The organism is uncultured Methanobrevibacter sp., from assembly GCF_947166415.1.
Classification (GTDB): domain Archaea; phylum Methanobacteriota; class Methanobacteria; order Methanobacteriales; family Methanobacteriaceae; genus Methanocatella.
Map to the genome: position 1 here is coordinate 23457 of NZ_CAMVEE010000009.1, position 23803 is coordinate 47259.

The 23803-nt window shown below is 35.5% G+C and carries 29 protein-coding genes; 23 read left to right on the plus strand and 6 right to left on the minus strand.

Annotated elements, in window-relative coordinates:
- The first annotated feature begins 58 nt into the window (after positions 1 to 58).
- The 3 genes from Q0W25_RS02955 to Q0W25_RS02960 all read left to right on the plus strand — a co-directional run bounded on the left by Q0W25_RS02955 (position 59) and on the right by Q0W25_RS02960 (position 2566).
- Positions 59 to 1669 (plus strand): sodium:solute symporter, encoded by a 1611-nt coding sequence (locus Q0W25_RS02955; RefSeq protein ID WP_298518710.1) that lies wholly within the window; start codon positions 59 to 61, stop codon positions 1667 to 1669.
- Positions 1669 to 1782, plus strand: coding sequence for a symporter small accessory protein (locus Q0W25_RS09010; protein ID WP_367269939.1), 114 nt, complete (start codon positions 1669 to 1671; stop codon positions 1780 to 1782). The genes Q0W25_RS02955 and Q0W25_RS09010 overlap by 1 nt, the downstream gene beginning before the upstream one ends.
- Before the next feature lie 64 nt (positions 1783 to 1846).
- Positions 1847 to 2566 (plus strand): carboxymuconolactone decarboxylase family protein, encoded by a 720-nt coding sequence (locus tag Q0W25_RS02960; RefSeq protein WP_298518713.1) that lies wholly within the window; start codon positions 1847 to 1849, stop codon positions 2564 to 2566.
- A 28-nt stretch (positions 2567 to 2594) separates the two neighbouring features.
- Here Q0W25_RS02960 and Q0W25_RS02965 read toward each other — a convergent pair whose 3' ends face one another.
- Positions 2595 to 3002 carry a pyridoxamine 5'-phosphate oxidase family protein gene (locus Q0W25_RS02965; protein WP_297828330.1) on the minus strand — a complete coding sequence of 136 codons (408 nt, stop codon included), beginning with the start codon at positions 3000 to 3002 and terminating at the stop codon, positions 2595 to 2597.
- 293 nt (positions 3003 to 3295) lie between these two features.
- On the opposite strand from Q0W25_RS02965, the gene modA reads away from it, so the two are divergent.
- The 4 genes from modA to Q0W25_RS02985 all read left to right on the plus strand — a co-directional run bounded on the left by modA (position 3296) and on the right by Q0W25_RS02985 (position 6773).
- Positions 3296 to 4123, plus strand: a complete 828-nt coding sequence (modA, locus tag Q0W25_RS02970) for a molybdate ABC transporter substrate-binding protein (protein ID WP_298518718.1) — start codon at positions 3296 to 3298, stop codon at positions 4121 to 4123.
- A gap of 51 nt (positions 4124 to 4174) precedes the next feature.
- Positions 4175 to 4852, plus strand: coding sequence for a molybdate ABC transporter permease subunit (gene modB / locus Q0W25_RS02975; RefSeq protein ID WP_298518721.1), 678 nt, complete (start codon positions 4175 to 4177; stop codon positions 4850 to 4852).
- A 51-nt stretch (positions 4853 to 4903) separates the two neighbouring features.
- Positions 4904 to 5941, plus strand: a complete 1038-nt coding sequence (locus Q0W25_RS02980) for a sulfate/molybdate ABC transporter ATP-binding protein (RefSeq protein WP_298518725.1) — start codon at positions 4904 to 4906, stop codon at positions 5939 to 5941.
- A gap of 256 nt (positions 5942 to 6197) precedes the next feature.
- Complete coding sequence (locus tag Q0W25_RS02985) at positions 6198 to 6773, plus strand: TMEM175 family protein (protein ID WP_298518728.1); 576 nt, start codon at positions 6198 to 6200, stop codon at positions 6771 to 6773.
- Between the two features lie 29 nt (positions 6774 to 6802).
- On the opposite strand, the gene Q0W25_RS02990 is transcribed toward Q0W25_RS02985, so the two are convergent.
- Positions 6803 to 7339: a DNA-3-methyladenine glycosylase I gene (locus Q0W25_RS02990; protein ID WP_297826162.1), complete on the minus strand. Its 537-nt coding sequence runs from the start codon at positions 7337 to 7339 to the stop codon at positions 6803 to 6805.
- A 228-nt stretch (positions 7340 to 7567) separates the two neighbouring features.
- Here Q0W25_RS02990 and Q0W25_RS02995 point away from each other — a divergent pair, with 228 nt between their 5' ends.
- From Q0W25_RS02995 to Q0W25_RS03045, 11 genes are all read left to right on the plus strand, one after another.
- Positions 7568 to 8707: an aldo/keto reductase gene (locus Q0W25_RS02995; protein ID WP_298518733.1), complete on the plus strand. Its 1140-nt coding sequence runs from the start codon at positions 7568 to 7570 to the stop codon at positions 8705 to 8707.
- Between the two features lie 86 nt (positions 8708 to 8793).
- Entirely contained in the window at positions 8794 to 9144 is a 351-nt protein-coding gene (locus Q0W25_RS03000; protein ID WP_298518735.1) for a nascent polypeptide-associated complex protein, read from the plus strand.
- Positions 9145 to 9149: 5 nt separating this feature from the next.
- The gene (locus Q0W25_RS03005) at positions 9150 to 9893 is read left to right on the plus strand and encodes a metallophosphoesterase (protein WP_298518800.1); all 744 of its coding nucleotides are present in this window, start codon (positions 9150 to 9152) and stop codon (positions 9891 to 9893) included.
- Between the two features lie 93 nt (positions 9894 to 9986).
- Positions 9987 to 11012 (plus strand): Zc3h12a-like ribonuclease, encoded by a 1026-nt coding sequence (locus Q0W25_RS03010; protein WP_297826151.1) that lies wholly within the window; start codon positions 9987 to 9989, stop codon positions 11010 to 11012.
- Complete coding sequence (locus tag Q0W25_RS03015) at positions 11005 to 12207, plus strand: hypothetical protein (RefSeq protein WP_297826148.1); 1203 nt, start codon at positions 11005 to 11007, stop codon at positions 12205 to 12207. The genes Q0W25_RS03010 and Q0W25_RS03015 overlap by 8 nt, the downstream gene beginning before the upstream one ends.
- 17 nt (positions 12208 to 12224) lie before the next feature.
- On the plus strand, positions 12225 to 12677 hold the full coding sequence (locus Q0W25_RS03020; protein ID WP_298518738.1) for a hypothetical protein: 453 nt from the start codon (positions 12225 to 12227) through the stop codon (positions 12675 to 12677).
- A gap of 18 nt (positions 12678 to 12695) precedes the next feature.
- Positions 12696 to 13919 (plus strand): bifunctional ornithine acetyltransferase/N-acetylglutamate synthase, encoded by a 1224-nt coding sequence (argJ, locus tag Q0W25_RS03025; protein ID WP_298518741.1) that lies wholly within the window; start codon positions 12696 to 12698, stop codon positions 13917 to 13919.
- 307 nt (positions 13920 to 14226) lie between these two features.
- A complete protein-coding gene (locus Q0W25_RS03030; RefSeq protein ID WP_298518744.1) occupies positions 14227 to 14817 on the plus strand; it encodes a class I SAM-dependent methyltransferase in 591 nt (196 codons plus the stop codon).
- A gap of 98 nt (positions 14818 to 14915) precedes the next feature.
- Positions 14916 to 15503 carry a class I SAM-dependent methyltransferase gene (locus Q0W25_RS03035; protein ID WP_298518747.1) on the plus strand — a complete coding sequence of 196 codons (588 nt, stop codon included), beginning with the start codon at positions 14916 to 14918 and terminating at the stop codon, positions 15501 to 15503.
- Between the two features lie 4 nt (positions 15504 to 15507).
- Positions 15508 to 16218 carry a 2-C-methyl-D-erythritol 4-phosphate cytidylyltransferase gene (locus Q0W25_RS03040; protein WP_367269921.1) on the plus strand — a complete coding sequence of 237 codons (711 nt, stop codon included), beginning with the start codon at positions 15508 to 15510 and terminating at the stop codon, positions 16216 to 16218.
- Positions 16205 to 17224: an alcohol dehydrogenase catalytic domain-containing protein gene (locus tag Q0W25_RS03045; RefSeq protein WP_367270519.1), complete on the plus strand. Its 1020-nt coding sequence runs from the start codon at positions 16205 to 16207 to the stop codon at positions 17222 to 17224. Before Q0W25_RS03040 ends, Q0W25_RS03045 begins: the two co-directional genes overlap by 14 nt.
- Positions 17225 to 17227: 3 nt before the next feature.
- On the opposite strand, the gene Q0W25_RS03050 is transcribed toward Q0W25_RS03045, so the two are convergent.
- From Q0W25_RS03050 to Q0W25_RS03060, 3 genes are all read right to left on the minus strand, one after another.
- Positions 17228 to 17749, minus strand: coding sequence for a hypothetical protein (locus Q0W25_RS03050; RefSeq protein WP_298518754.1), 522 nt, complete (start codon positions 17747 to 17749; stop codon positions 17228 to 17230).
- Positions 17750 to 17896: 147 nt separating this feature from the next.
- Positions 17897 to 19261: an MATE family efflux transporter gene (locus Q0W25_RS03055; RefSeq protein WP_298518757.1), complete on the minus strand. Its 1365-nt coding sequence runs from the start codon at positions 19259 to 19261 to the stop codon at positions 17897 to 17899.
- Between the two features lie 2 nt (positions 19262 to 19263).
- Positions 19264 to 19716, minus strand: a complete 453-nt coding sequence (locus Q0W25_RS03060; protein WP_298518759.1) for a MarR family winged helix-turn-helix transcriptional regulator — start codon at positions 19714 to 19716, stop codon at positions 19264 to 19266.
- A 136-nt stretch (positions 19717 to 19852) separates the two neighbouring features.
- On the opposite strand from Q0W25_RS03060, the gene Q0W25_RS03065 reads away from it, so the two are divergent.
- Together Q0W25_RS03065 and Q0W25_RS03070 are read left to right on the plus strand one after the other, a co-directional pair.
- A complete protein-coding gene (locus Q0W25_RS03065; protein WP_298518762.1) occupies positions 19853 to 20179 on the plus strand; it encodes a hypothetical protein in 327 nt (108 codons plus the stop codon).
- Positions 20180 to 20692: 513 nt separating this feature from the next.
- Entirely contained in the window at positions 20693 to 21424 is a 732-nt protein-coding gene (locus tag Q0W25_RS03070) for a hypothetical protein (RefSeq protein ID WP_298518765.1), read from the plus strand.
- 127 nt (positions 21425 to 21551) lie between these two features.
- Here Q0W25_RS03070 and Q0W25_RS03075 read toward each other — a convergent pair whose 3' ends face one another.
- Positions 21552 to 21722 (minus strand): hypothetical protein, encoded by a 171-nt coding sequence (locus Q0W25_RS03075; protein WP_298518768.1) that lies wholly within the window; start codon positions 21720 to 21722, stop codon positions 21552 to 21554.
- Between the two features lie 51 nt (positions 21723 to 21773).
- Between Q0W25_RS03075 and Q0W25_RS03080 the strand changes: the two genes are divergently transcribed.
- From Q0W25_RS03080 to Q0W25_RS03090, 3 genes are all read left to right on the plus strand, one after another.
- The gene (locus Q0W25_RS03080; RefSeq protein WP_297826115.1) at positions 21774 to 22031 is read left to right on the plus strand and encodes a hypothetical protein; all 258 of its coding nucleotides are present in this window, start codon (positions 21774 to 21776) and stop codon (positions 22029 to 22031) included.
- A gap of 165 nt (positions 22032 to 22196) precedes the next feature.
- Entirely contained in the window at positions 22197 to 23132 is a 936-nt protein-coding gene (locus tag Q0W25_RS03085; protein ID WP_297826113.1) for an SAP domain-containing protein, read from the plus strand.
- 3 nt (positions 23133 to 23135) lie between these two features.
- Entirely contained in the window at positions 23136 to 23723 is a 588-nt protein-coding gene (locus Q0W25_RS03090) for a DUF998 domain-containing protein (protein ID WP_298518771.1), read from the plus strand.
- Positions 23724 to 23803: the final 80 nt, after the last annotated feature.

A 23803-nucleotide genomic window follows, 5' to 3' on the forward strand; every position in this document is an offset into this window, starting at 1 on the left:
ATTATATAATATTATGTAATATTAAAGTTTTTAATATTTTTTTTAGAGGTAATTAATTATGAACGTTATGATTTTGGCAATTGTGTTTATAATCTACATCTTTGCACTGGTTTTTGTAGGTTATTACGCATACAAGAAAACTAATTCCTCTGAAGACTTTATGATTGCTGGAAAAGATACACATCCATTTATTATGGCAATGAGTTATGGTGCTACTTTTATTTCGACAGCAGCTATTGTCGGTTTTGGAGGGGTCGCTAGTGAATATGGTATGAGTGTTTTATGGTTGGCATTTTTAAACATCATCATAGGTGTATTCATTGCATTCGTATTTTTAGGTAAAAGAACCCGTAGGATGGGCCACTCTTTAGGCTCATTGACTTTCCCGGAGTTTTTAGGAAAACGTTTTGACAGTAAATTTATTCATTACTTTTCAGGTTTAATAATTTTTTGCGCAATGCCGCTTTATGCAGCAGTGGTATTGATTGGAGCTGCAAGATTCTTGGAATCCTCATTATTGATTGATTTCGGTATTGCCCTTTTAATATTGTCAATAATTATTACATTCTATGTATTGTTCGGTGGAATTCGTGGAGTAATGTATACAGATGCTTTGCAAGGAACAATCATGGTTGTTGCAATGGTATTTTTACTTGTTTATGTATATTGGTTGCTTGGTGGAATCGACACAGCAAACACTGCACTTACCAATATGGTTAATTTGTATCCTGCTGATGCCATTGCAACGGGTGGAACAGGTTGGACGGCATTTCCTCAGTTTGGAACACCATTCTGGTGGTCACTTGTATCATCTACCTTAATCGGGGTAGGTATCGGGGTGCTCGCACAGCCTTCATTGATTGTAAGGTTCATGACAGTCAAATCAGACAAGGAATTGAACAGGTCTGTCTTGATTGGAGGTATATTCATTGCAATCATGCCTACAACAGCATATATCGTAGGATCACTTTCCAACGTATATTTCTATGACAAGTTAGGAAAAATCGCAGTCGATGTGGTTGGAGGAAACATTGACAAGGTTATTCCGACATTCATTACAATGGCTTTGCCTGAATGGTTCGTATACATTTTCCTTCTGTCATTGATTGCAGCGGCTATGTCAACAATATCTTCACAACTGCACACACAAGGTACTGCATTCGGTGTAGACATTTACAGTACAATCAGAGACAAATCCAAACAGAAACTCGATCAGGTAAGCATTTCAAGAGTGGGTATTCTTATAGCTATCATATTGGCTTTAGTGATGGCATATTCACTTCCTGGAAGTGTAGTTGCACTCGGAACAAGTCTCTTCTTTGAAATCTGTGCAGCAGCATTCCTGCCGGTGTTCTTGGGAGCGCTTTACTGGAAAGGAATTACCCGTCCGGGAGCTATTGCAGGAATCGTTTCAGGAACAATCGTAAGTCTTTTCTGGTTGGCATTCGTATTCAAGAAAACTGCCGTTGGACTTGGAATATGCAAATTCATCTTTGGAGTAGAAACATTATTGCCGGCCGTACCATGGCCGTTTATTGACGTAATGTTGATAGCAGTTCCTGTATCAGCAATATTTACAATTGTAGTAAGTTTACTTACCAAACCTCCTGCACAAGAGGTAATCGATAAGGCATTTGAAAGCATAGACACAAAAGGAAGTGATGCATAATGATGATTTTGGGAATTGAAGACCCATTGATTTGGGGAGTATATGTGGGAATTATCTTATCCACACTTTTATGTGTTGTTTATGGTATTGTAAACTGGAATAAAGGAGATTAAATCTCTTTTATTTTCTTATTTTTTTTAATAACTTATTTATACTCTATTTTTCAGATTCATATTCATGAATAGTTTATTTGACAATTTTGGAAGAATCCAAAAAAATGACCCTGAATTTCATGAGATTTTTAAGAACTTCGCTTTTAATGAGGTGTTTGAATATTCCCCTTTAAGTGAAAAGGACTCTATCTTGGCAATATTGGCATCATTGATAGCCTGTCAATCACCAAAGGCATTTAAAAAGATTTTAATCTCTGCCCTTGATAAGGACATAACTCCCGAAGAGGTTAAGGAGTTACTGTATCAATCCGTTCCCTATGTAGGATTCGGACGTGCCCACAACTTCTTTGGAGTTGTAATAAAGGTATTTGATAAGAAAGGAATTGAAATGCCTTTGGATTCAAGATCAAATACAAATCCTGAAAACAGATATGAAAAGGGCCGTGAAATTCAAGACAGATATTTCGGCGCCGACATGATTCAGATGATGAACGATTCCTCACCTGAAGGCCAGAAACACTTCAACCGGTTTTTGGAAGGGTTCTGCTTTGGCGATTTCTACACTAGGGATGGTTTGAATGACCAGCAAAGGGAATTGATTACTTTTGTGTTCATTGCAACATTGGGTGGTTGTGAAAATCAGTTGAGGGGTCATGTTCAAGGTAATTTGAGTGTGGGCAACGATAAAGAAAAGTTGATATCCGCAATCACGGTTATCATGCCTTATATTGGATTTCCAAGAACATTAAATGCATTAGGCATTGTAAATGAAATTTGTGAATAAAAAAAAGAATATTAATGTTGTTTCAACATTAATATTTGAATTCATATGATTCTTCAACAGCAAACATGTTTCTGAATTCTGCAGTTGCGTCATCAAGGAAGAATACTCCCATTTCCCAGTTGTTTGCTTTGTAAGCTTCAGCTATTTCTGGCATTAATTCAAATGCCTTTTCGATGACTGCTTCATTTTTAGTTAAGTCTGCAGTACCGTAATATCTTAAGAAGTGTTCTCCATCCCATGCAGCTATTTCCACATTCGGGTTTGCTTCCATTTGTTTGTAAACTTCTTTATGTGTTCCAACACCGAAGTATATTTTGTCTTCAAAGAGCAAATGGAATCCTAAAGGCCTTACTTTTGGCTTGTCACCATTTACTGTTGCAAGGTAGAATACTTCTGCTTTTGTTAACAATTCATCGACTTTTTGAATATCTGACATTTTTTATACCTCCAATTTTATATTTTGTTAAGTCTTATATAAAGATTCAATGTTAATGATTGTTATTTTCGTAATTTTCATTTTTGATGATAAGATTATGACAATTCGTAATTATGTATATTCGGTTGTTTTTGGATAAATAAAAATCAATTATCAATTTTTTATTTTTCGATATGTTTTTATGTATTGTGGTTTCATAACAAAACTTTTATATACACAGCATTAAAGATAATAACAATAGTGAAGTAGTATTCACATCGTGTTTTAAAAATGTATATTTTAAGGAGGATAACATGAAATCTATGAAGAAATTGTTAATTGTTGCGGCTATAGTATTGATAGCTGCTGTTAGTATAAGCGCATGTTCTGCTGGCTTTTTTGATTTCCTCGGCGGAGATTCTTCTGGCGACACTAGCTTAAATGGAACAGATATTAAATTAGCTGCGGCTGCTAGTTTAAAAAATGCATATGATGATAAATTAATTCCGATGTTTGAAGAAAAATATCCTGGAGCAAAAGTTACTCCAACTTACGCTTCAAGTGGGGATTTACAATCTCAAATTGAAAACGGTTTAGATGCGGATGTATTCATGTCTGCTGCAAACAAACAAATGAACGCTTTAGCTGATGAAGGATTAGTCGACAATAAGACCAATGTTCAATTTTTAGAAAATAAAGTTGTTTTGATTGTACCAAAAGACTCAAAGGCTAACATCTCTTCATTCGATGATTTGAAAAATGTAAACGGTACTATTGCTATTGGTGATCCTGCATCCGTACCTGCAGGTCAATACGCTCAAGAAGTGTTAAACAACACAGGCCTTTGGGCTACTGTAGAACCTAAATTATCTTTAGGTACTGATGTAACTGCTGTATTGAACCAAGTGGCACAAGGATCTGCTGACTGCGGTATCGTATACGCTACCGATGCTAAATCAAATGATAATGTTAAAGTGATTTGTGAAGCTCCAGATTCTGCTTTAAAAACTCCTGTTATTTACCCTGTAGCAGTACTTAAAAATTCAACAAACCCTGATGCTGCAAACAAATTCGTAGAGTTCTTACAAACTCCGGAAGCTCAAGATGTATTTGTTGAATATGGTTTCACTATCCACAAATAGATTTGGTATAGTATCATATGAATAAACGATAATATTAAAGGAGATAAAGGCATGGCTGTAGATTGGTCCCCGATTTTCATTTCAATGAAAACTGCAAGTTTATCAATTCTCATAACTTTCTTTGCAGGGTTGATTGTTGCATGGGGATTAGTTAAGATCAAAAATGATTCAATAAAGATTGTGTTGGACGGTATTTTCACGTTACCAATCGTATTGCCCCCTACAGTAGTAGGGTTCTTCTTATTGTATATTTTTGGTGTTAGAGGACCTATAGGCAGCTTTTTTATAGACTTTTTTGCTATAAAAATTGTTTTTTCATGGCCTGCAACTGTCATTGCGGCAGTTGTCATGTCTTTCCCTTTGATGTATCGTTCCGCTCGGGGCGCATTTGAACAGGTCGATTCCAACTTATTGGATGCAGGCCGTACATTGGGAATGTCCGAGTGGAGAATTTTTTGGAAAGTTTTATTTGCAAATGCCTTACCTGGAATTATTAGTGGTGGAATTCTTGCCTATGCAAGGGGTTTAGGCGAATTTGGTGCTACAGCTATGCTTGCAGGTAATATTGCAGGACAAACCAGAACTCTCCCTATGGCAGTTTACTCAGAAGTGGCAGCCGGTAATATGGGGGAAGCTTTCAATTATGTAATAGTCATAATCATCATATCTTTCATAGCTATTTTTATCATGGATTATGTCACTATACGTAAGGAAAAGCAATGGAAATGATTTATTATTGATGTTAATTAAATATATTTTTACAAGTAATGAGGACCAATTATGACCAATAAATTGTTAAAGGTGAATATCCAAAAGGAACTTAAAGAATTTGACTTGGAAGTGGATTTTGAGTTGAAAAAAGGGTGTTTAGGTATTCTCGGTCCTTCTGGTTGCGGTAAAAGTATGACACTTAAATCCATTGCAGGCATTGTGGACCCTGATAAAGGTGTTGTAAGTTTAACTACCGATGAAGAAACTATTTATTATGATTCTAATAAGAAAATTAATCTAAAACCTCAACAGAGAAATGTAGGTTACTTATTTCAGAATTATGCCCTGTTTCCCAACATGACTGTTGAAGAGAATATTGCATGTGGACTTTCAAAGAACCATAATGAGAAAAGAGTATCTGAAATGATTAAGCGTTTTCACTTGGAAGGTTTGGAAAAAAGATATCCAAGACAGTTGTCCGGAGGCCAGCAGCAAAGAGTGGCTTTAGCCCGTATTTTAGCTTACGGTCCGGATGTCATATTGTTGGATGAGCCGTTTAGCGCTATGGATACTTACCTAAAAGAGCAGTTACGTATTGAACTTTCTAATTCTCTAAAGGATTTTGATGGATTCTCCATTTTGGTTACTCATAATCGTGATGAGGCATTCCAGTTTTGCGATGAGCTTCTGATACTGGATGAAGGTAAAATCATAGCAAAAGGGACAACTTATGAAATATTTGAAAATCCTAAAAAAGTTCAGGTTGCAAGGCTTACAGGATGCAAAAATATTTCTAAAATAGAAGTCATTGATGATTACCATCTCAAATCATTGGATTGGGGAGTCACATTTGAAGTGTCTGAAAAGATTTCACCTAACATTACCCATATTGGAATAAGGGCACATGATTTTTCTCCTGCTGAAAAGGATGATGTTAATGTGTTGGATACTGTAAATTCCACAAAGTTGGAAATGCCTTTTGAATGGGAAATAACCTTGGCAAATGGTTTGTGGTGGAAATATGATAAAAGGATTCATGACCATGAATTTACGATTCCGGAGTATTTGAAAGTGGATCCTAAGGACATAATCTTGTTGGAAGAGTAGCTTAGCGGATTTCATTAATCTATCGAAAACTTATTTTCAAAACATCTCATGTATGTCACAGTTTTAAAACAAAACTGATTTGAGAGAACCTTTCAGTAAATTTGAATGGTGGTGAATTAAATAAAAATTATATATTTATTTTTGTTTAATTAGTCATAAAATCAATTAGCTTTGGTCATGAAATGTTGGAGGATATTGTGCAAAAGTAATAAATAGAAATTTCAATAAATATCTAGTTAGAATTTGGGTGATATTTATGGATGAAGGGTTTATTTCTACAAACAGGTTGGAAGCATTTTATGATGCTATCATTGCGATTATTGTGACTGTTTTAGTTTTGGAATTGCCTCAACCTGCCACTGCATCCATTCAATCAATATTAACCCTTAAAACTTCTTATTTTGCTTATTTGGTAAGTTTTTTAGTTTGCACTAATCTTTGGCAGTACCATCATGTAATCTATAACCATGTTGAACGCATAAATGCAAAGATAATCTGGCAGAATATACTGCTGTTATTGATCATTTCATTGCTTCCTTACTTGACAACATTCGTCGCCAATAATCCATTTTCCTTGCTTGCCGAAGTATTATATGGATTAGACTTCATTATAGTCAACATCATACTGTTATGGATGGCAAAATCCTTGCTTGGGGTCAATCCGGACCAGGAACATTTATCAAAGGTTTTGGCTGTAAGGGATGCATTGGTTATTCCGTTAATACTTTTTATTGTTGGTTTGGTAATTGCTATTTTAGGCTATCCTTTTGCAATCATCCTTTGTTGCTTAATAACCGTTGTACGGTCCATTATTTTTTCAATTAATTATTAAATTGGCTTTGAATAGCTTATTTCAAGTACTTAGAACTTAAAGCATTCTTTTTCATGGTTGTCTATAATTCCGATGGATTCCAGATAGGAGTATATTATTGTCGGACCCACGAATTTCATTCCGCGCTTCTTCAAATCTTTAGAAATGGCTTTGGACAAATCGGATTCGGTCAGATATTCAGCTTTTATGATGTTACCGTCGGTAAACGACCATATGTATTCATCAAAGCTTCCGAATTCCTCTTGTATTTCAATGAATACCTTTGCATTGGTGATTGCGGAGGTGATTTTTCCTTTATGGCGGATAATTTCCTTGTTTTCCCTTAATTCGTTAATCTTATCTTCGCCGTATCCCGCCACTTTTTCCACATCAAAATCATCAAATGCCCTTTTGAAGTTTTCACGCTTTTTGAGTATGGTAATCCAGGAAAGCCCTGCCTGAAATGATTCTAAAACAAGCATTTCAAAAAGTTCGCGGTCATCATGTGTTGGGACCCCCCATTCATCGTCATGGTATCTGATGTAGACTTCCTCTTCGCTAACCCAGCTGCAACGTTTCTTGTTCATATGAATAGATATTATGTGCTTTATTTAAATATATTTTTTAAATTTGAGGGCATTGCTATTCAATTCACTTCAGTTCCATATGGGACTATATTGTTGGGCGGTTTAGTTATAATAGTTTAAGCAGGATTTATTATATCAATAAAGTGATAAAACCAAAATAATTGAATTTTTTTCAATTAATACTTTTTATATTATTAGGAACAAATAGTATTACTAGAGGTTTTTATTATGAAACAGTTAGGTTTTGGAATGATGAGGCTTCCGCTTTTAAAGGAAGATGATTTCACAAACATAGATTATGAACAGGTTAATCAGATGGTCGATGCCTATATGGATGCGGGATTTAATCATTTTGACACCGCATTTGTATATCATGAGGGTGCAGGCGAACCTGCATTTAAGAAATGTGTTGTAGACAGGTATCCTAGAGATTCATTTAAAATAGCAACCAAATTACCATTATTTGTCATTACAGAAGAATCACAGCTGGAACCGATATTCGCAGAACAGCTTAAGAATTGCGGTGTTGATTACTTTGATTATTATATGCTGCATAACGTAAGCGGATTTACTGAAAACGCATGGAAAAATGTTGACTTATATTCATTTATCCAAAAGAAAAAAGAAGAAGGATTTATCAGACACATTGGTATTTCAACCCACGGGAATGCCGAATTTTTAGAAGAAATCTTATTTGAACATCCTGAATTGGAGTTTGTCTTGCTTCAAATCAATTATATTGACTGGGAAGATGAATCTATAGAATCCAAAAAATGTTTTGAAGTTGCCAAAAAATATGGCAAGCAGGTAATGATTATGGAGCCTTATAAAGGTGGATTTTTGGCTGATGTTCCTGAAGAAGCCGAAAAAATCATGAAAGAGTATAATCCTGACAGATCAGTAGTTTCCTGGGCAATGAGATTTGTAGCCAACCTGGATGCGGATGTTGTTTTGACAGGGGCAAGCACCTTGGAACAGCTTGAAAGTAACATTCAGGAATATAATAATGCCGATCCTTTGAATGATGAGGAGCTTGAAATCCTCGAAACTGTTTCCGAAATCATCAACAGCAACATTACTGTAGACTGCACCAAGTGCAGATATTGCGTTGATTCATGCCCTGAGGAAATTGACATTTCTAAACTCTTTGATTTGTACAATAAGCATAAGCTTCTGGAAAAGGACGACTGGACACAATTCGGTAATGCCTATCTGAATTACTCCAAGCTTTCAGGAGTAGGCATAGCTTCTGATTGCAGCGAATGCGAAACCTGCATTGAGGAATGCCCTCAACAGATTAACATTCCTGAAGTTTTAAAGGATGTCGCCAAAACTTTTGAAACAGAAATTTATGGATTTACAGATTAATCCATATTCTTTTTTTTTAATTTAGCAAATTATTTAATAGTAATTAATAACAAATTTATAAATAGTTATTTTATTGAGGTTTATTTATGATACCTGGTATGAATAAAAAGCAAATGAAGCAAATGGAAAGACAGATGAAAAAGATGGGTATGAAAATGGAAGAACTTGAAGGAGTTCGTGAAGTTAGTATCCGTTTCGATGAAAAGGAATTAATCATAGACAACCCTAGCGTAAGTTTGATGAATGTAATGGGTCAAGAAACTTACCAAATCGATGGTAAAGCCCGTGAAGTAGAGCTTGAGTATGAAATAGAAATTCCAGATGAAGACGTTGAAATGGTAGCCAATAGCGCTAATGTTTCTGAAGATGAAGCAAGAGCCGCACTGGAAGAATGCAAAGGCGACCTTGCAGAAGCCATTATGAAATTAAGCCAATAGATAACATGACATTAATAGCCCATATTTCAGATTTACACGTGTCCAATTCAGATTTTGATGAAGACATTTTTATGCAGGCAGTGACTGAGATAAATCAGTTAAACCCGGACATGATTATTTTAACTGGGGACATCACTGAAAACGGTTACTATAAAGAATTCAAGCAAGCCACCAGATATTTGGAGTTGTTTGAAGCACCTTTGTTTGCAGTTCCAGGAAATCATGATGCCCGTAATTTAGGATATCAAACTTTTGAAGAATTAATAGGTGAAAGAAGCTGGAAATTAACATTAGGTGATGAGTTTACTGTAATTGGGCTTGACAGTAGCACTCCTGATGAGAATGGAGGCCAAATCGGACGCCCACAACACATGTGGCTCGAACATCAATTGGATGAATGTGTGATAAATGAAAACTTTTCAATCGTTGCTTTGCATCACCATGTTGTCTCAATTCCAAATACTGGCCGTGAACGTAACGTATTGGCTGATGCGGGAGATATCCTATCTACATTAACAACCCATGAAGTTGACCTGATATTGTCAGGACACAAGCATGTTCCGAATATCTGGAAATTGAACAAGACCATCATTGTCAATGCAGGATCTTTATGTTCAGATAAGCTTAGGGGGAAAAATTTTAACTCTTATAATGTTTATAACATCTCTGATGATGAAATCGAAATATATTTGAATAATATTGGTGGAGAGAAATTTTTATTTGGAAAATATCCGAGAAATAAAAATTAATTTTTTTATTAAATTAAGTTTAAATATGTGGATGGTACAAATATAATAAATTGATATAAAATTTAATATAATGGATTATTTTTAGGTGATATTGTGAAAGTAGTTGTAGATGCTTCAAATGTAGCTCATTATGTAAAAAATGAAAACGGACAACCTAAAATGTCTAATATTCTTGCAGCTGTAAAAGCATTGGAAGAAAGTGAAGATGAGTTTGTAATCATCGCTGACGCATCACTTCGCCATGATATTGATGATAAGGAGAAATTTTTAAAATTGCTGGAAAGCGACAATGTTGAAGAAGTTCCAGCAGGAAATGATGCAGATCACTTTATCCTTGATATTGCCACTAGAGAAAAAGCCAAAGTATTGTCCAATGATAAATTCAGAGATTATGCTGCTGAATTCAGAAACATTGCTTCAATGAGAATCCCATTCATCATTGATAATGGCAGACTTACCTTTGGAAAACCTAAAAAACCTAAAAAAGATAAGAACATTTTACAGCACATTTGTGATGAAATTATCAAGGAATTAAACTTCAAGAAATGGGAGATATATACAGGAAAGGAAGGTTTGGAAATATCTCCATTAAATATAGCCAAGCAGGCTATTATCCGTATTGACAACGAAAACAACGCTGATTCCAAATTGGAAAACATTTTCTCAAAAATCCCAATGTTCAATAAGATTGTGGAAATGGTTGATGATGTTGAAATTGCAGCACCGTATGTTATTTTCGTGTTAGTGCATCCTAAAGATTATAAATTAGCAGTTAAAAATGCAGGTAACATCTCAGTTACTGTCGCAGACAGATTAGGTCTTGAAAAGAAACCTTTAATAGCTGTTCGTAATGACTTATTCACAAAACCAGGCACATTCGAATTGAATATATTATTGGCTGATGAAGTAACTGAAACCGCACCATATAATGTTTTAATTCGTGTAAGTGCTCATGATGAAGTATTCATTAAGAAAAATTCTAGAAACATAGCCAGTACCATTGCGGGCAGGTTAGGTTCTTGGAAATTCCCATTTGTTTCCGTAAAACCGGATATGCTTTTGGAAAAACCGGGAGATTTCGAAATAGAACTTGAAAAAGGAGGGGGCTTAGATGGCTAATGGCTTGACTAAGTCTTTCATTAAGCTTACAACCAAGCTTAATCCTATTGCTGTTGGAACCAAATTTTATCCAACAAATTCTCTTGAAACGGAATATGTGGAGTTATTCAATTATACACAGACCATCTTATTTGAATTGGAAAAAGCAGAAATCACATCACAATCAATTTTAGACAATCTCATTCGTGATGTCGGTGCAGAAAACATTCCTACAGATTACACTTTTCATGAATTGAAGCCTGCAGAAAACAGGATTGAGGAATATGCACTGGTAAGTAACATCATTATGGGAAGTGACCGTTATTTCTACATTGAACTCCCCCATCCATCTAATCTAATCAACATTTTCGTCAAAATCATCGAAAATGAAGCTGGAGAAATTGTCGAAAAAACAGCTACAGAACTTGTTGCTAAGATGTTGAGCAAAAATGATGCAATAAGAGTAGCTATTGAACTTATCGGAATTGGATTGTCTGAAGGTATCGAAGTTATCTCAGCAGTTGGAATGACTGGTGCAGCCGCTATAGAAAGAGCAATCCATTACACTCAAAGTGTCGGAAGCTTTCCTGGAATCGCATTCACCAAACTTGGCGGAGAATATGCGCTGGTATTTGATTCACCATTTTTATTGAAGGAATCTAGGCCGGTTAATCTGGAAAATTACCTGTTCATTGATCTTATCGATTCAACCAAATTCATCAATAAGCATGGTAGAAATCAGCTGGTGGACCTCATGACTGGAATTAAGAATTTCATCGAAACTGAATGTGACGGGGAATTTGAAGGTTACAGGGAAGGCGGTGATGATTTCATTGCAAGGTTCCCATCTAAAGATTTGGCCATCAGGGCAGGACTTGATGCAGCATGGTTTGCACTTGATAACGGTGCTAAAATAAGGGCAGGTGTCGGCAGAAGCAGACGTGAAGCCGGTGAAAGGGCCCAATTGGTTGATGACATTCAGTCAGCTGTTCCATTATCATTGGTGGTATTTGAACTTGCTAATGGATTGTATGCATATAACATTCCATCTGAGTTTACAAGAACTTTAATTAATTTGGTCGAAAACGAAAAGCCAAAGCTCATTGGTGTTTTCGCATTCGTGTTTATCTTCGTTTATTTGATGCATATACTGGGACTTGGAGTATTTGGATTTGTTGGAGTTATTTTGGCTCTGGTTTATGCATTTGTAGTTTAATTTAAAGAGAAAATAGTATGAAATTACGTAAGAAAAAAGACAAGAGAGTATTGAAATCGCCGAGAAGTGCGAATACTCGAAACAATAAAAGGATAAGGCGGAGAAACAGTAACCGTCCTCCTCAAAATAATCAAAGGTTTGTGAGAAACAGCAATCCTCGCAATAATGAAAGAATCAGAATGAGGAATGCTCCTAATGCTCCTAGAAAACAAAAGAAAGCTAGTAAAACTACTTTGATTATCATGGTCATCGCTTTGATTGCATTTGTAGTCGGTGCGGGTGCCGGCATTTCATTGGCTCTTGGTGGTGGGGATGAACATGCCCCTCAGTTCGAAAACGTCACTGTGGAAATGACCTCCAACTTAAGCGATGTTGATGAGGTATATTTCGACAGCAATGACAGTATAGATTTTAATGATGCTAATTATATTAGGCAGAATAACCTGACTAATTATTCTTTATCTTATTAATGTATTTAAGTGAAATTTATGAATTTTATTAGAGATCTTGATGGCGGATTTTCAGTCATAGAAAATGTGAAAGTGTCCGGAGCACGTGAAGGAAAATTTGGAGTAACAATCATTGTTTCCAAAAACAGTACAGCCTCTGCAGTCTTTACTTCAAATAAGGTAGTTGCGGCTCCTGTAAAATATACAAAAAATGCTATAAAAAATGGAATCATATCTGCTGTTTTTGTAAACAGTGGAAATGCAAACTGTTTTACAGGCGAACAAGGATTCAAAGACTGCGAAACTTTGGTTGAATTGGTTTCCCGCGATTTGAAAATACCTAAGGATGAGATAGCTATTTCTTCAACTGGCGTAATTGGCCGTGAAATGCCTATTGACATCATTTCCAAGGTTGCATATGAATCAATTTCCAAACTTGGAAACAAGCCTGAAAACTCACTTGCGGCCGCAAAAGCCATAATGACAACAGATACATTTCCAAAGGAATGTGCATGTGAAGTTACACTGACAACCGGAGAAACTGTCAGAATAGCTGGAATTACTAAAGGAAGCGGTATGATTGCTCCTAATATGGGTACAATGCTGTCTTTCATAGTTAGTGATGCTGTTATTCCTTCAGAAGACATCAATAAGGCTTTGAAGAAGGCTGCTGACATCAGTTTCAACATGATTGTCGTTGACGGCGATGAAAGTACAAACGATACCTGTCTTATGATGGCCAACGGCGCATCAGGCGTTGAAGTCGTGAAGGATGGAAATATCGACCCAAACTTCCAGGAAGCATTGAATTACCTATGTATTGATTTGGCTAAAAAGATGGCTCGTGATGGTGAAGGCGCAACAAAGTTCATTGAAGCAAATGTATGTGGCGCTTCCAGTTTTGAGGATGCAAAACTCGCAGCAAAATCCATCATTTCATCAAGCTTATTCAAGTCAGCGGTATTTGGAGGAGACCCTAATTGGGGAAGAATAGTCTCAGCTATCGGATATTCCGGCTGTGATTTGAATCCGGATATAGTCACAATTGCTATTGCAGATGACCAGGATGATGTGGACCTCGTAAGAAAAGGAGAGATATTGGCATTTGAAAATACTCCATATCTTGAAAGGGCTGAAAAGATCATGCAGTCCAAAAATGTCACAGTAAATATTGACATGGGTCTGGGCGATGGCGAAGCCACTGCGTGGGGTTGTGATTTGACTTACGATTATGTTAAAATCAATGCTGAATACACTACTTAAAGAAACCTTTAAATATATTGAAAACAAATATTTTTATGTTATATATAATTCTGATTTTATGATGATTGATTTTTAGGAGGGTAGATTATGGCAAAAGTTAAAGGAACTAACAAAAGAACCAGACAAAAAAGAAGTTATACCAAACCTGGTAGTAAAAGAGGAAGGGGAGTAAAACAAACCTGGAAAAAATAATCCTCTTATAACTTTTTTTTATTTATTTTAGCTGTTTTTTTGATGTTGTGAATTAGGCATCATATTGAAAATCATTATATACTATTTTTTAAAGATAATTATCTAGGTGATAATTATGAACGGGCACAGGGCTCACGGTTTTTCTAGCGTGCATTTTTTGGATTCCGATGAAATCATATCCGAGCTAAACCTTAAGGGCAATGAAGTTTTTATGGATGCCGGATGCGGTGACGGTCACATTGCAATCAAGGTCGTAGAAGAATACCTTCCGAATGGTGCTGTCTATGCTGTAGATGCTTATGATGCTTCCATTGAAGATATGGAAACATATAAAAAAGAAAACAATATTGAAAACCTGTTCAATATTGAAGCGGACATTACAAAAGGCATTCCTGGCGTTGAGGACGAATCCATCGATGTTGTTTTGATGGTAAACGTATTTCACGGATTCAAGGCATCAAGAACAATGGATGAAGCTATTGATGAATTTGCAAGAATTATCAAATCCGATGGTAAAATAGCCATCATGGATTACAAGGCATGGGAAGTTCCAAAGGGACCGCCAACAGCTTTCAGAAGCACTCCTCAGGAATTAGAGGAGATTTTTGCAAATCATAGCCTTAGAATGACATATTTGAATGAAGAAATTGGTGAAGATATTCCTCAAGGCAAATCTCACTATTTCATAGTATTTCAAAAAGAATAATTTCAATTGTGGAAGTTGCAACGCTTCCTAAACTTTTTTTTAAAAATTATTATATACTATTTTTTAAAGATTATTATTAATGAAAATTTGGTGATATTATGGAGCATAAGCATCATGCAAAATCAAGTCTAATGTTTATGGGTTCTGAAGAAATTCTTGATGAACTGAATCTTAAGGGCGATGAGGCTTTTATGGATGCCGGATGCGGTGACGGCCACATTGCAATTAAAGCAATCGAGGAATATCTTCCTGACGGTTTTGTTTATGCAGTGGACAATTATGATCCTTCAATTGAGGAACTTCAGGCATATAAAAAGGAAAATGGGCTTGAAAATTTCGAAGTCATTAAAGCGGACATTACCGCAGACATTGTTCAAATAGGGGACGATTCAATAGATATGGTGTTCATGTTCAATGTTGTCCACGGATTCAAGTCATCAGACAAAATGGAAGAAGTAATAGAAAGTCTGATGAGGATTATTAAGAAGGGAGGCAAAATCGCCATTGTCGAGTTCAATCCTGTTGATTGGCCAATCGGACCGCCAATAGAAATAAAATATGCTCCAGATGAATTGGAAGGAATCTTCAATAGGTTCGATTTCGATAAAGTTTATTTGAATGACAATATTGGCCAGGATGGCCCCAATGGCAAGTCCCATTATGTGATAATTTTTGAAAAGAGGTAATATGATGATTTTTGCAGCGATACTGGCAGGAGGAATTGGATCAAGAATGGGTGGAACAGACACTCCAAAGCAGTTCCTGACCCTTGGAGACAAACCTGTCATAATCCACACAATTGAAAAGTTTGTAATAAATTCAAATATTGACAAGATAATCGTTTTAACTCCTGAAAACTATATAACTCATACAATTCATTTGATTGAGAAACATATTCCAAAAAACGACAATATCATAGTTATAGAGGGTGGAGAAACCAGAAACGATACTCTGATGAACAGTATAATTTATATTGAAGAGAATTTTGGAATAGATGACGATTCAATAATTCTCACCCATGATTCAGTCAGGCCGTTTGTAACCCACAGAATCATTGAAGACAACATTGAAGCTGCAAAAAGATATGGCGCATGCGATACAGTCATTCCGGCTACTGACACCATCGTTGAAAGCATCAATGGGACAACCATTGAAAGCATCCCTGTGAGGGATTATTATTACCAAGGCCAAACTCCACAGAGCTTCAATATAAAGAAACTTTTTAACCTAATCAACAGTTTGACTGAAGAGGAATCCAACATACTTACAGATGCATGCAAAATATTCACCCTTAAAGATGAAGATGTATATCTAGTCGATGGTGAAGTGTCAAATATCAAGATTACATACCCGTATGATTTGAAATTAGCCAATACAATACTTGAGGATGGAAATGATTAACATTGTTTACAGGCTTCAGAGGCCTAAATTTTTTGAAGAAGCGATTGATGAAATTGAGTTGGAAGGAGTGGTTGTAAGGCCGACCCATCTTTCAATTTGTCAAGCGGACCAAAGATACTATCAGGGCTCTAGGCCAGCAGAGATTTTGGATAAGAAACTGCCGATGGCACTGATTCATGAAGGAATAGGTGAAGTCGTGTTTGATGATTCCGGTGAGTTCAAGGCCGGCGACAAGGTAGTTATGATTCCAAACACTCCATGTGGAGATGATGTATGCAGAGCAAATTATTCTTATAATTCCAAATTCAGGGGAAGCGGATTTGACGGGTTCACCTCTGATTTGATTTGCTTGCCGCAGGACCGGGTTGTTAAAATTCCGGATGAATTCAATTTGAACGTATCAGCATTCATAGAATTGATTTCAGTAGCTTATCAAGGAATTTCAAAGTTCAGCGAGATTGCAATAACTCCAAAAGACTGTTTAGGCATATGGGGTGACGGTAATCTGGGATTCATCACAGCTTTATTATTGAAAGAGCTGTTTCCTGATTCAAAGGTAATTGTATTTGGAAAACATCAGGACAATCTGGAGTTGTTTTCCTTTGCTGATGAAACCTACAGGATTCATGATGTTAAGGGCATTGCAATTGACCATGCATTTGAATGCGTTGGCTCAAGCGCATCCCAAACTGCCATTGACCAGATAATTGATTTGATAAACCCTCAAGGCACAATAAATCTGTTTGGAGTAAGTGAATATCCAATACCTATTAATACCCGTATGGTTTTGGAAAAAGGATTGACCATTCAGGGAAATAGCAGATCTGAAAGGGAAGATTTCATTGGAGTTGTTGAAACTCTCAAAGGAAATCCTCAGCTATTCGAATATTTGGAAAAGCTGATTACCAATATTTGTGAAATAACCTCTTTGGATGATTTAAAGGAAGCATTTGACAGGGATTACATTTCCAAATTCGGCAAGACAATCCTGAAATGGAACAAGTAATCATTATCCTATCTGATTGATTATCTTGAAATATTCCTTTCTGAAGTAATTCCTTTCTTCTTTTTTACACATTACCGGAAGCAGGGACAGCGCATGCAAATCATCGCCGTCAAGCATTTCACCAGATGAAACCTTTTGTTTTATTCCATCAAGGATTATATGGCAGGGATCTTCTCCTATTTTAGCTAATTTGATTGTAAAATTAGCTTCTGATTTTATTTCACATTCCTTTACAAGCACTTTGATGTCATCAGGACAGATGATGTATACCGAAACCTCTTTTTCATATTTGCAGTAGAGATGCTCTGCAAATTCAACATATTTTATGAGTTCATCTTCATCAAAATCGGTCATCTGGAATTCCAAATCGATAAAGTCTCCGTCTTCTGTTTTAAAGAGGTCTCCTCCCTGGTGGATGCCTTCGTCAATTTCGATGTCATTTTTTACTTCGCATTGTATTTTTCTTTTGTCATTGAAAGTATTTTTAATGACTCCAATTCTTGTTTTAAAATCTTTTTCATTCATATTTTTAGCCTGTACATTTTATTGTACACTAATATATGAATTGCAAGTTTATAAATTTGTAAGTTGTTTTTTAAAGCAATTTAACAAGTTTTAAACAATTTTAAAGTCATGTAATAAAAATAAAAAAGATTAAGAGCAATATTGCCCTTAATTTCCGAATTTTGCTCTGGTTCTTCTGATTTCGTATCTTGCGAATAGGAAGTTGATAACGCTAGCTATTGACCTTCCGACACATAATCCAATCCAGATTCCTACAAGGCCTAAATTGAAAATGAATACGAGCGCATAGATTAAAGGAACTACAAATATTATTTCCCTTAAAATTGTAAACATCAGGCTGTATATTCCTTTACCGATTCCCTGATACAGGAAGCTGGATGGTATTCCGATACCTGTCAAAATCAGGCATGGGCAGACCAGTTGCAGATATTCTGCGATTCCCGGAACAAGGTTTGCTGTTTCGGGTGTGTATGCGAATAATGTTGCTAGCGGTGTTGCAAAGATAATCAAAATCAGTGTGATTACGGTTCCTAAGCCTAAACCTAATTTGACACCATATATGTGGGTTCTTGAAAGATAATCTCCATTTCTAGCACCGAATGCACTTCCAGATACTGCAATCACCGCAGACCCGATGGATGTAAGGGGCATTATGGCAAAGAGGTACAGCCTTTGGCCTGAAGTGAATGTTGCGATTCCATAATCTCCTCCGACGATTGAAATCACAATAAGATAAATTGACATTGCGATTGCCATAATCAGCATGTCCAGTGCAGATGGAATTCCAACTTTGAGAATGTCCTTTGTTAATTTGGAGTCAAATTTGAAGTTTTTAAGACTGACGTCAATATATGTGTCTTTTTTAATCAAAATCCAGTACAGGATTATTGTAGCGGATATGGCTGAACTGACGACTGTTGCAAGGGATGCGCCTGCTGAACCGAAACCCATTGTGTAAATGAATATCGGATCCAGTGATGCATTCAGAATCACTGAAGCAACCACAACATACATTGCACGTTTCATATCCCCTTCACCACGGAGGATTCCACTGCATCCATTTCCAAACATCAAAGCAACCATACCTAAAAACAAAGGTGTCGCATAGGCAACAGCTTCCTTCAATGTCGGTCCTGTTGCACCGTAGCTTCTAAGCAACGGTTCCTGTATTATGAGGAATATGATTGTCAATACGATTGAAGCTATCAAGAAGATGAACAATGCTTGTGTTGCGGATTTGGTGGCCATTTCGCGATTTTTTGCACCAATGAATCTGGAAATGCTGCTTGTAGCGCCGTTTCCAAGCCCCACACTTGCTCCGTTCAGTATCATGAAGATAGGTGTTACAAATCCTATTCCGGCAATTGCCGTTGGTCCAAGTCCTGCTACCCAAATGCCGTCTACAATATTGTACAGCGCCGTTAGAATCATTGAAATCATAATTGGAATAGCCAATTTCTTTACTGCCTTTTCAGGTTCTCCTCTCATTAATGCCACATTTTTGTTTGCCATATTCAATCCTCTTTAAGTAGTTCTTCGCTTCTTCTAGCTATTTTCTTCAATTGGTTTTTTGTGTTGTCGTCCAATTCATCAATTCCGACACTTCTTTCCCATTCATTTAAATCTTCAATTAATAAAACAGCCAGTTTTTCTCCTTTTTTTGTTGTTTTCAGCATGTACTTTCTTCTGTTGTTTTCATCGATTATTCTTTCAACGTAATCATTGTCCTCTAACTTCCTTAGCGCTTTAGCTATTGTACCTTTGCTTTGGCCGAATATGCCTGCTAAATCATCCTGGGATAAATTTTTCTTTTTATGTATTTCCATCAAATAGCGACCTTCATGCACCATGTCAATGTGGTTAGGATTTTTCATGGTGTATCTTAATCTGTTTTTGGATATGTGGTGAATCAATGCAAAAAAGGGCATTGAATCAAATTTATCCGAATTTCCTTTTTCATTTTTCATAAGTTTCATCTAAATTGAGTTTTGCTTTAAAGGTATATTTTTTCTGGAAAGTATATAAATGTTTCCTAGGAAACTGTTTATCGATAAACAATTATCTTAAAATAGTTTATGATTTATAATATTAATTGGTGATATTGTGGATTATGAAGCAATCATTCGCGAAAAATTTCCCAAGTGTGAAGTTGAAGTGATAACTCCCGATGTCTTTGAACTGGAAAAGCTGGTGGAGTACATCACCGATGACATTGTCGTTTATAAACCTCATAATGTGATGTGCTACAGGCATATGATCAGGTTCCTGATGAATGTAGGTCAAAGAGGAAAAATCTATTATCTCGATGGATTTTCAGATGAGGAAATGAAGGTAATTCATGCGGGCCTTTTAAAGTTCACCTGGAAAAGCGATACAAAAATCAATCTGTTTAAAAATTCCAATCCTGATAGGGACGTTTTGGGATTGTAAATGGATACTTGTTATATTGTTATATTCATTTTGCCATTTTGTTTAGTTAAAATATAAATTTTATAATTTTTGTTCATATATTTTTTTGTAAATTGGGAGTATAATCTCATCGATATTTGTGATTTCTTAATCTTATTTCTCTTTTGAATTTTAATATTTTAAAGAATTTTTATATAATATTATTAATTTGTTTATTTTTTATAAAAATATTGTATAAATGTATATTATTAATATTTTTTTATTGGACAATTATATTTTTTTAAATAAATAAAGGAATTTTTTGTATATTATTAATAAAAATTATTATTTTTCAAATAAAATAGATTTTTTATAAAATATATAAAAAAAATTATTTTTTTTTTCAATATTCCTATTTTATTTAATAAATATAAGTGATAACCTAAAAATCCAATTTTTTTAGGGTTATAAAATTTTTAATTAAAACGGAGGAATTTAATATTAAACAAGAAAATAATGTATATTTTAACATTGTTTATCATCCTGTCTCTATCCATGAATACTTTTAGTGCGATAGACTTCGATGATATTCAACTACAGCCTGGGGATACAGTATGGATGGTAGGTAATGATAATGGGGAGTATATGATTCAAATAGATACTCAAGCTGATTATAGTCAAGGTGAAGGCGAAGATGATACTCCTTCTGATGATACTCCTGCTGCTGATGGTACCGGTGACGGTACTGGTGATGATCAAGGTGATACTCAGACCGGTGACAACCAGAATGCTGATGGAAACGGTTCAAGCTGTAAAACAACTTTCGATTTTGGTAACATGACTGGAGGTAACAGATCCGGAGGAAGCAGTTTTGACTTCGGTAACCTGACTGGAGGTAACAGATCCCGAAGCACTTTCAACTTTAACATATCTGATATCCTTGCAAAATTGTTAGGTGGTGGAGATTCCAATAGTACCAACGCTACCAACAGCACTCCTGAATCTAAAGTAACTGATGTTCCTGCAGTTGTATCATCTGCTAATTATCAACCTGTCTCATCATCAAATGTTGAAAAAATTAGTCAACATATTATAAAAAGGACAAGGGATAATAAAATAGTAAGCGACGGAGACACTCTAAGGCTTGACGGTATTAACAAGTTATATGACTCTGATTTCACAAAAGGCCACCTGTTGGTTTATGTTGACGGCAAATTAGTATTTAATGAAATTACTTCAGATGATTTATCAACCCCTATATTGGGAATTACTGATGATTTGGTCTGACAACATGTGATTTCAATTGAATTCGCACCTGATGGGGATTCAAATATTAATAAATATACTGAGAATGTTACTGTAATATAACATTCTATCTTTTATTTTTTTTTTAAAGCTTATGCGCTAAGTTTTTTCACCAATCTTTAAAGAATTCGTCACAATATTCGCAATAGTAGCTGTATTCAGAATCACAGCAATTGCCGATAATAATTTCATTATTTAAAGATTCCACAGCCAGTTCATCACCAGGCTCGCCATGGAAAACTTTAATCAGTTTTTTCCTACATTTCGGACATGTCTTCATATTGTCTAATTATATTAACTATGAATTTTAAATATTATTGTAGGTGTAAAGATGCTTATTAATGTTGGCGCCGAGTTTGGTGAAGATTTGGAAACTAGTGAAATTGCTGTTGAATTGATTGATATATTGAATAGGATTGATGGTGATGACTTCATTTTGGATTTTAAGGATGTTTACTTCATCACTATGAATTTTGCTCAAGCATATTACAATGCCAAATATCAGTCTCCTAAAAAGATTTCCGAAATCAATATTGGTGATGAAATCAAGGTGGTCATGGGTGCTGCCGATGAGGCATGCAATCCTTAGTTTTTTTTCATATTTTCATTAATTATTGAAACTATTTTTATTTTTTCTAAATCAATTGCCTGTTGTAGGCAAAACATTAAATTAACAAAAAGATAAAATACTAATATCAAATTTATTTACTTTCTTAAAGAGGAAGTTCGATTGTAATATAATAAAGGTGTTTATGTGAGTGAACAAAAATTAGAAGTTTTCAATGTTTTAAATTTTTTAGACAATGGTTATGAAATAGAAGATATTTTAAAGGAAGGTCAATTCGGAACTTTCGCTTCAGCTGAAGAATGCATCAACCATCTAATCGATGAAGGATATCTTGAGGGGGATGTTTCTGTCACTGCAGATGTGGAAATAACTGCTGAAGCAATATCTAAAAAATACATAGTTTCCGAATTAAAGGAAATCCTAAAAGAAAACGGCTTGAAAGTTTCTGGAAAAAAACATGAATTGGTAGAAAGGGTTTTGCCTGTATTGAAAGAGGCCAGGGATGCACGCAGTTTAAATGTGGATGTCAAAAAAGAAAACGACTATTCCGATTTGAAATTAACTGACAAGGCACATGAGTTCCTAAAGGAAAACGATTGGATTGATCTCTACATGTTTGCACTTGTCGCATTCAGGTTTGAAGATTATGAAACTTACGTTAACGGATCTTCTTTAGGCAAAATCGAAACCGGACTCAAATTCTGTGACGAAATCATTTCAAGGTCAATCGTCGCTAACCAATTTTTGGTATTTATTGACGCATTGACTGCAAAGGCTCACGTATATGCATATGATAAGGATTACGATTCATTCCTGGATTATGATTTGCAAAGATACATTTTAGGATTGAATCCTATTGTAATGGACAAGCAGACCTATGCAACCTATCAGGTGATTAGCGAAGCAAATATCCTTAATTTAAGAAATGTTCTTGAAAGATTGGATATGGGCAGCTTAAAGAAAAGGTTTGACAGAATATGGAACATTTCCAACATTCACAACATTACCGTGCCTAAAAAGACTTGCTATAAGATTTTACAAAAGGGTCTTAACGGCGCCGACATTGAAGAGCTTAACTTTGACGTAAGACAGAAATACTTTGATAAAAAATTTGGAATTTAGATTATGAGAAGTAAAGTTGCCGGAATTGTCTTTATTGTTGGTAGTTTGTACTATTTGATAGCGGAAGCTATTTCTGCAACTTTTTTCAATGCTTCCATTTTTAACACTTACATTTTTCATACCATTTCAGAGTTGGGAATTCCAAATGGAAATTCCCCACTTTTCTGGCTGATGAATTCCGCTTTTATCCTTATTGGTTTAAGCCTTATTTTCGGAAATTGCTATAAGTTCAGGGATTTCATCATTAAGAATAGGATTATTTTTTACATTTTAACAATGGTGACTGGACTTGGAGTCATTATCGTCGGTTTGATTCATGGCGGAAATCCTCTGACCTTAAGTTATCATGCATTGGGTGCTGTGATGGCAATTTTGGGAGGTAATGTCCTTTTGCTGGTCATTTCAAGATCGATGGGTGATTTTGGCGGATATCAAAAAATCACGCTGATTTTGGGAATCATCGGATTTATTTCATTTTGGGTAATGTTCTTCAATATGGGAAGTGTTTACATGCCTGTTTTTGAGAGGCTTTCAGTTTACACTTTAATCCTATGGAGTTTTTCAAACGGAGTTTTCCTATTGAATAATTAATTTTGTGATGGTTTATTTCAATTTTTAACAGTTTTTTCCCAATTTAATGTACTGATTCTTCAATATTTTTAATTGAATTA

Bases quoted from the DNA above. Each gene is read 5' to 3' on its own strand.
- Q0W25_RS02955 (WP_298518710.1), top strand. From the start codon at position 59: ATGAACGTTATGATTTTGGCAATTGTGTTTATAATCTACATCTTTGCA.
- Q0W25_RS09010 (WP_367269939.1), top strand. From the start codon at position 1,669: ATGATGATTTTGGGAATTGAAGACCCATTGATTTGGGGAGTATATGTG.
- Q0W25_RS02960 (WP_298518713.1), top strand. From the start codon at position 1,847: ATGAATAGTTTATTTGACAATTTTGGAAGAATCCAAAAAAATGACCCT.
- Q0W25_RS02965 (WP_297828330.1), bottom strand. From the start codon at position 3,002: ATGTCAGATATTCAAAAAGTCGATGAATTGTTAACAAAAGCAGAAGTA.
- modA (WP_298518718.1), top strand. From the start codon at position 3,296: ATGAAATCTATGAAGAAATTGTTAATTGTTGCGGCTATAGTATTGATA.
- modB (WP_298518721.1), top strand. From the start codon at position 4,175: ATGGCTGTAGATTGGTCCCCGATTTTCATTTCAATGAAAACTGCAAGT.
- Q0W25_RS02980 (WP_298518725.1), top strand. From the start codon at position 4,904: ATGACCAATAAATTGTTAAAGGTGAATATCCAAAAGGAACTTAAAGAA.
- Q0W25_RS02985 (WP_298518728.1), top strand. From the start codon at position 6,198: ATGGATGAAGGGTTTATTTCTACAAACAGGTTGGAAGCATTTTATGAT.
- Q0W25_RS02990 (WP_297826162.1), bottom strand. From the start codon at position 7,339: ATGAACAAGAAACGTTGCAGCTGGGTTAGCGAAGAGGAAGTCTACATC.
- Q0W25_RS02995 (WP_298518733.1), top strand. From the start codon at position 7,568: ATGAAACAGTTAGGTTTTGGAATGATGAGGCTTCCGCTTTTAAAGGAA.
- Q0W25_RS03000 (WP_298518735.1), top strand. From the start codon at position 8,794: ATGATACCTGGTATGAATAAAAAGCAAATGAAGCAAATGGAAAGACAG.
- Q0W25_RS03005 (WP_298518800.1), top strand. From the start codon at position 9,150: ATGACATTAATAGCCCATATTTCAGATTTACACGTGTCCAATTCAGAT.
- Q0W25_RS03015 (WP_297826148.1), top strand. From the start codon at position 11,005: ATGGCTAATGGCTTGACTAAGTCTTTCATTAAGCTTACAACCAAGCTT.
- Q0W25_RS03020 (WP_298518738.1), top strand. From the start codon at position 12,225: ATGAAATTACGTAAGAAAAAAGACAAGAGAGTATTGAAATCGCCGAGA.
- argJ (WP_298518741.1), top strand. From the start codon at position 12,696: ATGAATTTTATTAGAGATCTTGATGGCGGATTTTCAGTCATAGAAAAT.
- Q0W25_RS03030 (WP_298518744.1), top strand. From the start codon at position 14,227: ATGAACGGGCACAGGGCTCACGGTTTTTCTAGCGTGCATTTTTTGGAT.
- Q0W25_RS03035 (WP_298518747.1), top strand. From the start codon at position 14,916: ATGGAGCATAAGCATCATGCAAAATCAAGTCTAATGTTTATGGGTTCT.
- Q0W25_RS03040 (WP_367269921.1), top strand. From the start codon at position 15,508: ATGATTTTTGCAGCGATACTGGCAGGAGGAATTGGATCAAGAATGGGT.
- Q0W25_RS03045 (WP_367270519.1), top strand. From the start codon at position 16,205: ATGGAAATGATTAACATTGTTTACAGGCTTCAGAGGCCTAAATTTTTT.
- Q0W25_RS03050 (WP_298518754.1), bottom strand. From the start codon at position 17,749: ATGAATGAAAAAGATTTTAAAACAAGAATTGGAGTCATTAAAAATACT.
- Q0W25_RS03055 (WP_298518757.1), bottom strand. From the start codon at position 19,261: ATGGCAAACAAAAATGTGGCATTAATGAGAGGAGAACCTGAAAAGGCA.
- Q0W25_RS03060 (WP_298518759.1), bottom strand. From the start codon at position 19,716: ATGAAAAATGAAAAAGGAAATTCGGATAAATTTGATTCAATGCCCTTT.
- Q0W25_RS03070 (WP_298518765.1), top strand. From the start codon at position 20,693: ATGAATACTTTTAGTGCGATAGACTTCGATGATATTCAACTACAGCCT.
- Q0W25_RS03075 (WP_298518768.1), bottom strand. From the start codon at position 21,722: ATGAAGACATGTCCGAAATGTAGGAAAAAACTGATTAAAGTTTTCCAT.
- Q0W25_RS03080 (WP_297826115.1), top strand. From the start codon at position 21,774: ATGCTTATTAATGTTGGCGCCGAGTTTGGTGAAGATTTGGAAACTAGT.
- Q0W25_RS03090 (WP_298518771.1), top strand. From the start codon at position 23,136: ATGAGAAGTAAAGTTGCCGGAATTGTCTTTATTGTTGGTAGTTTGTAC.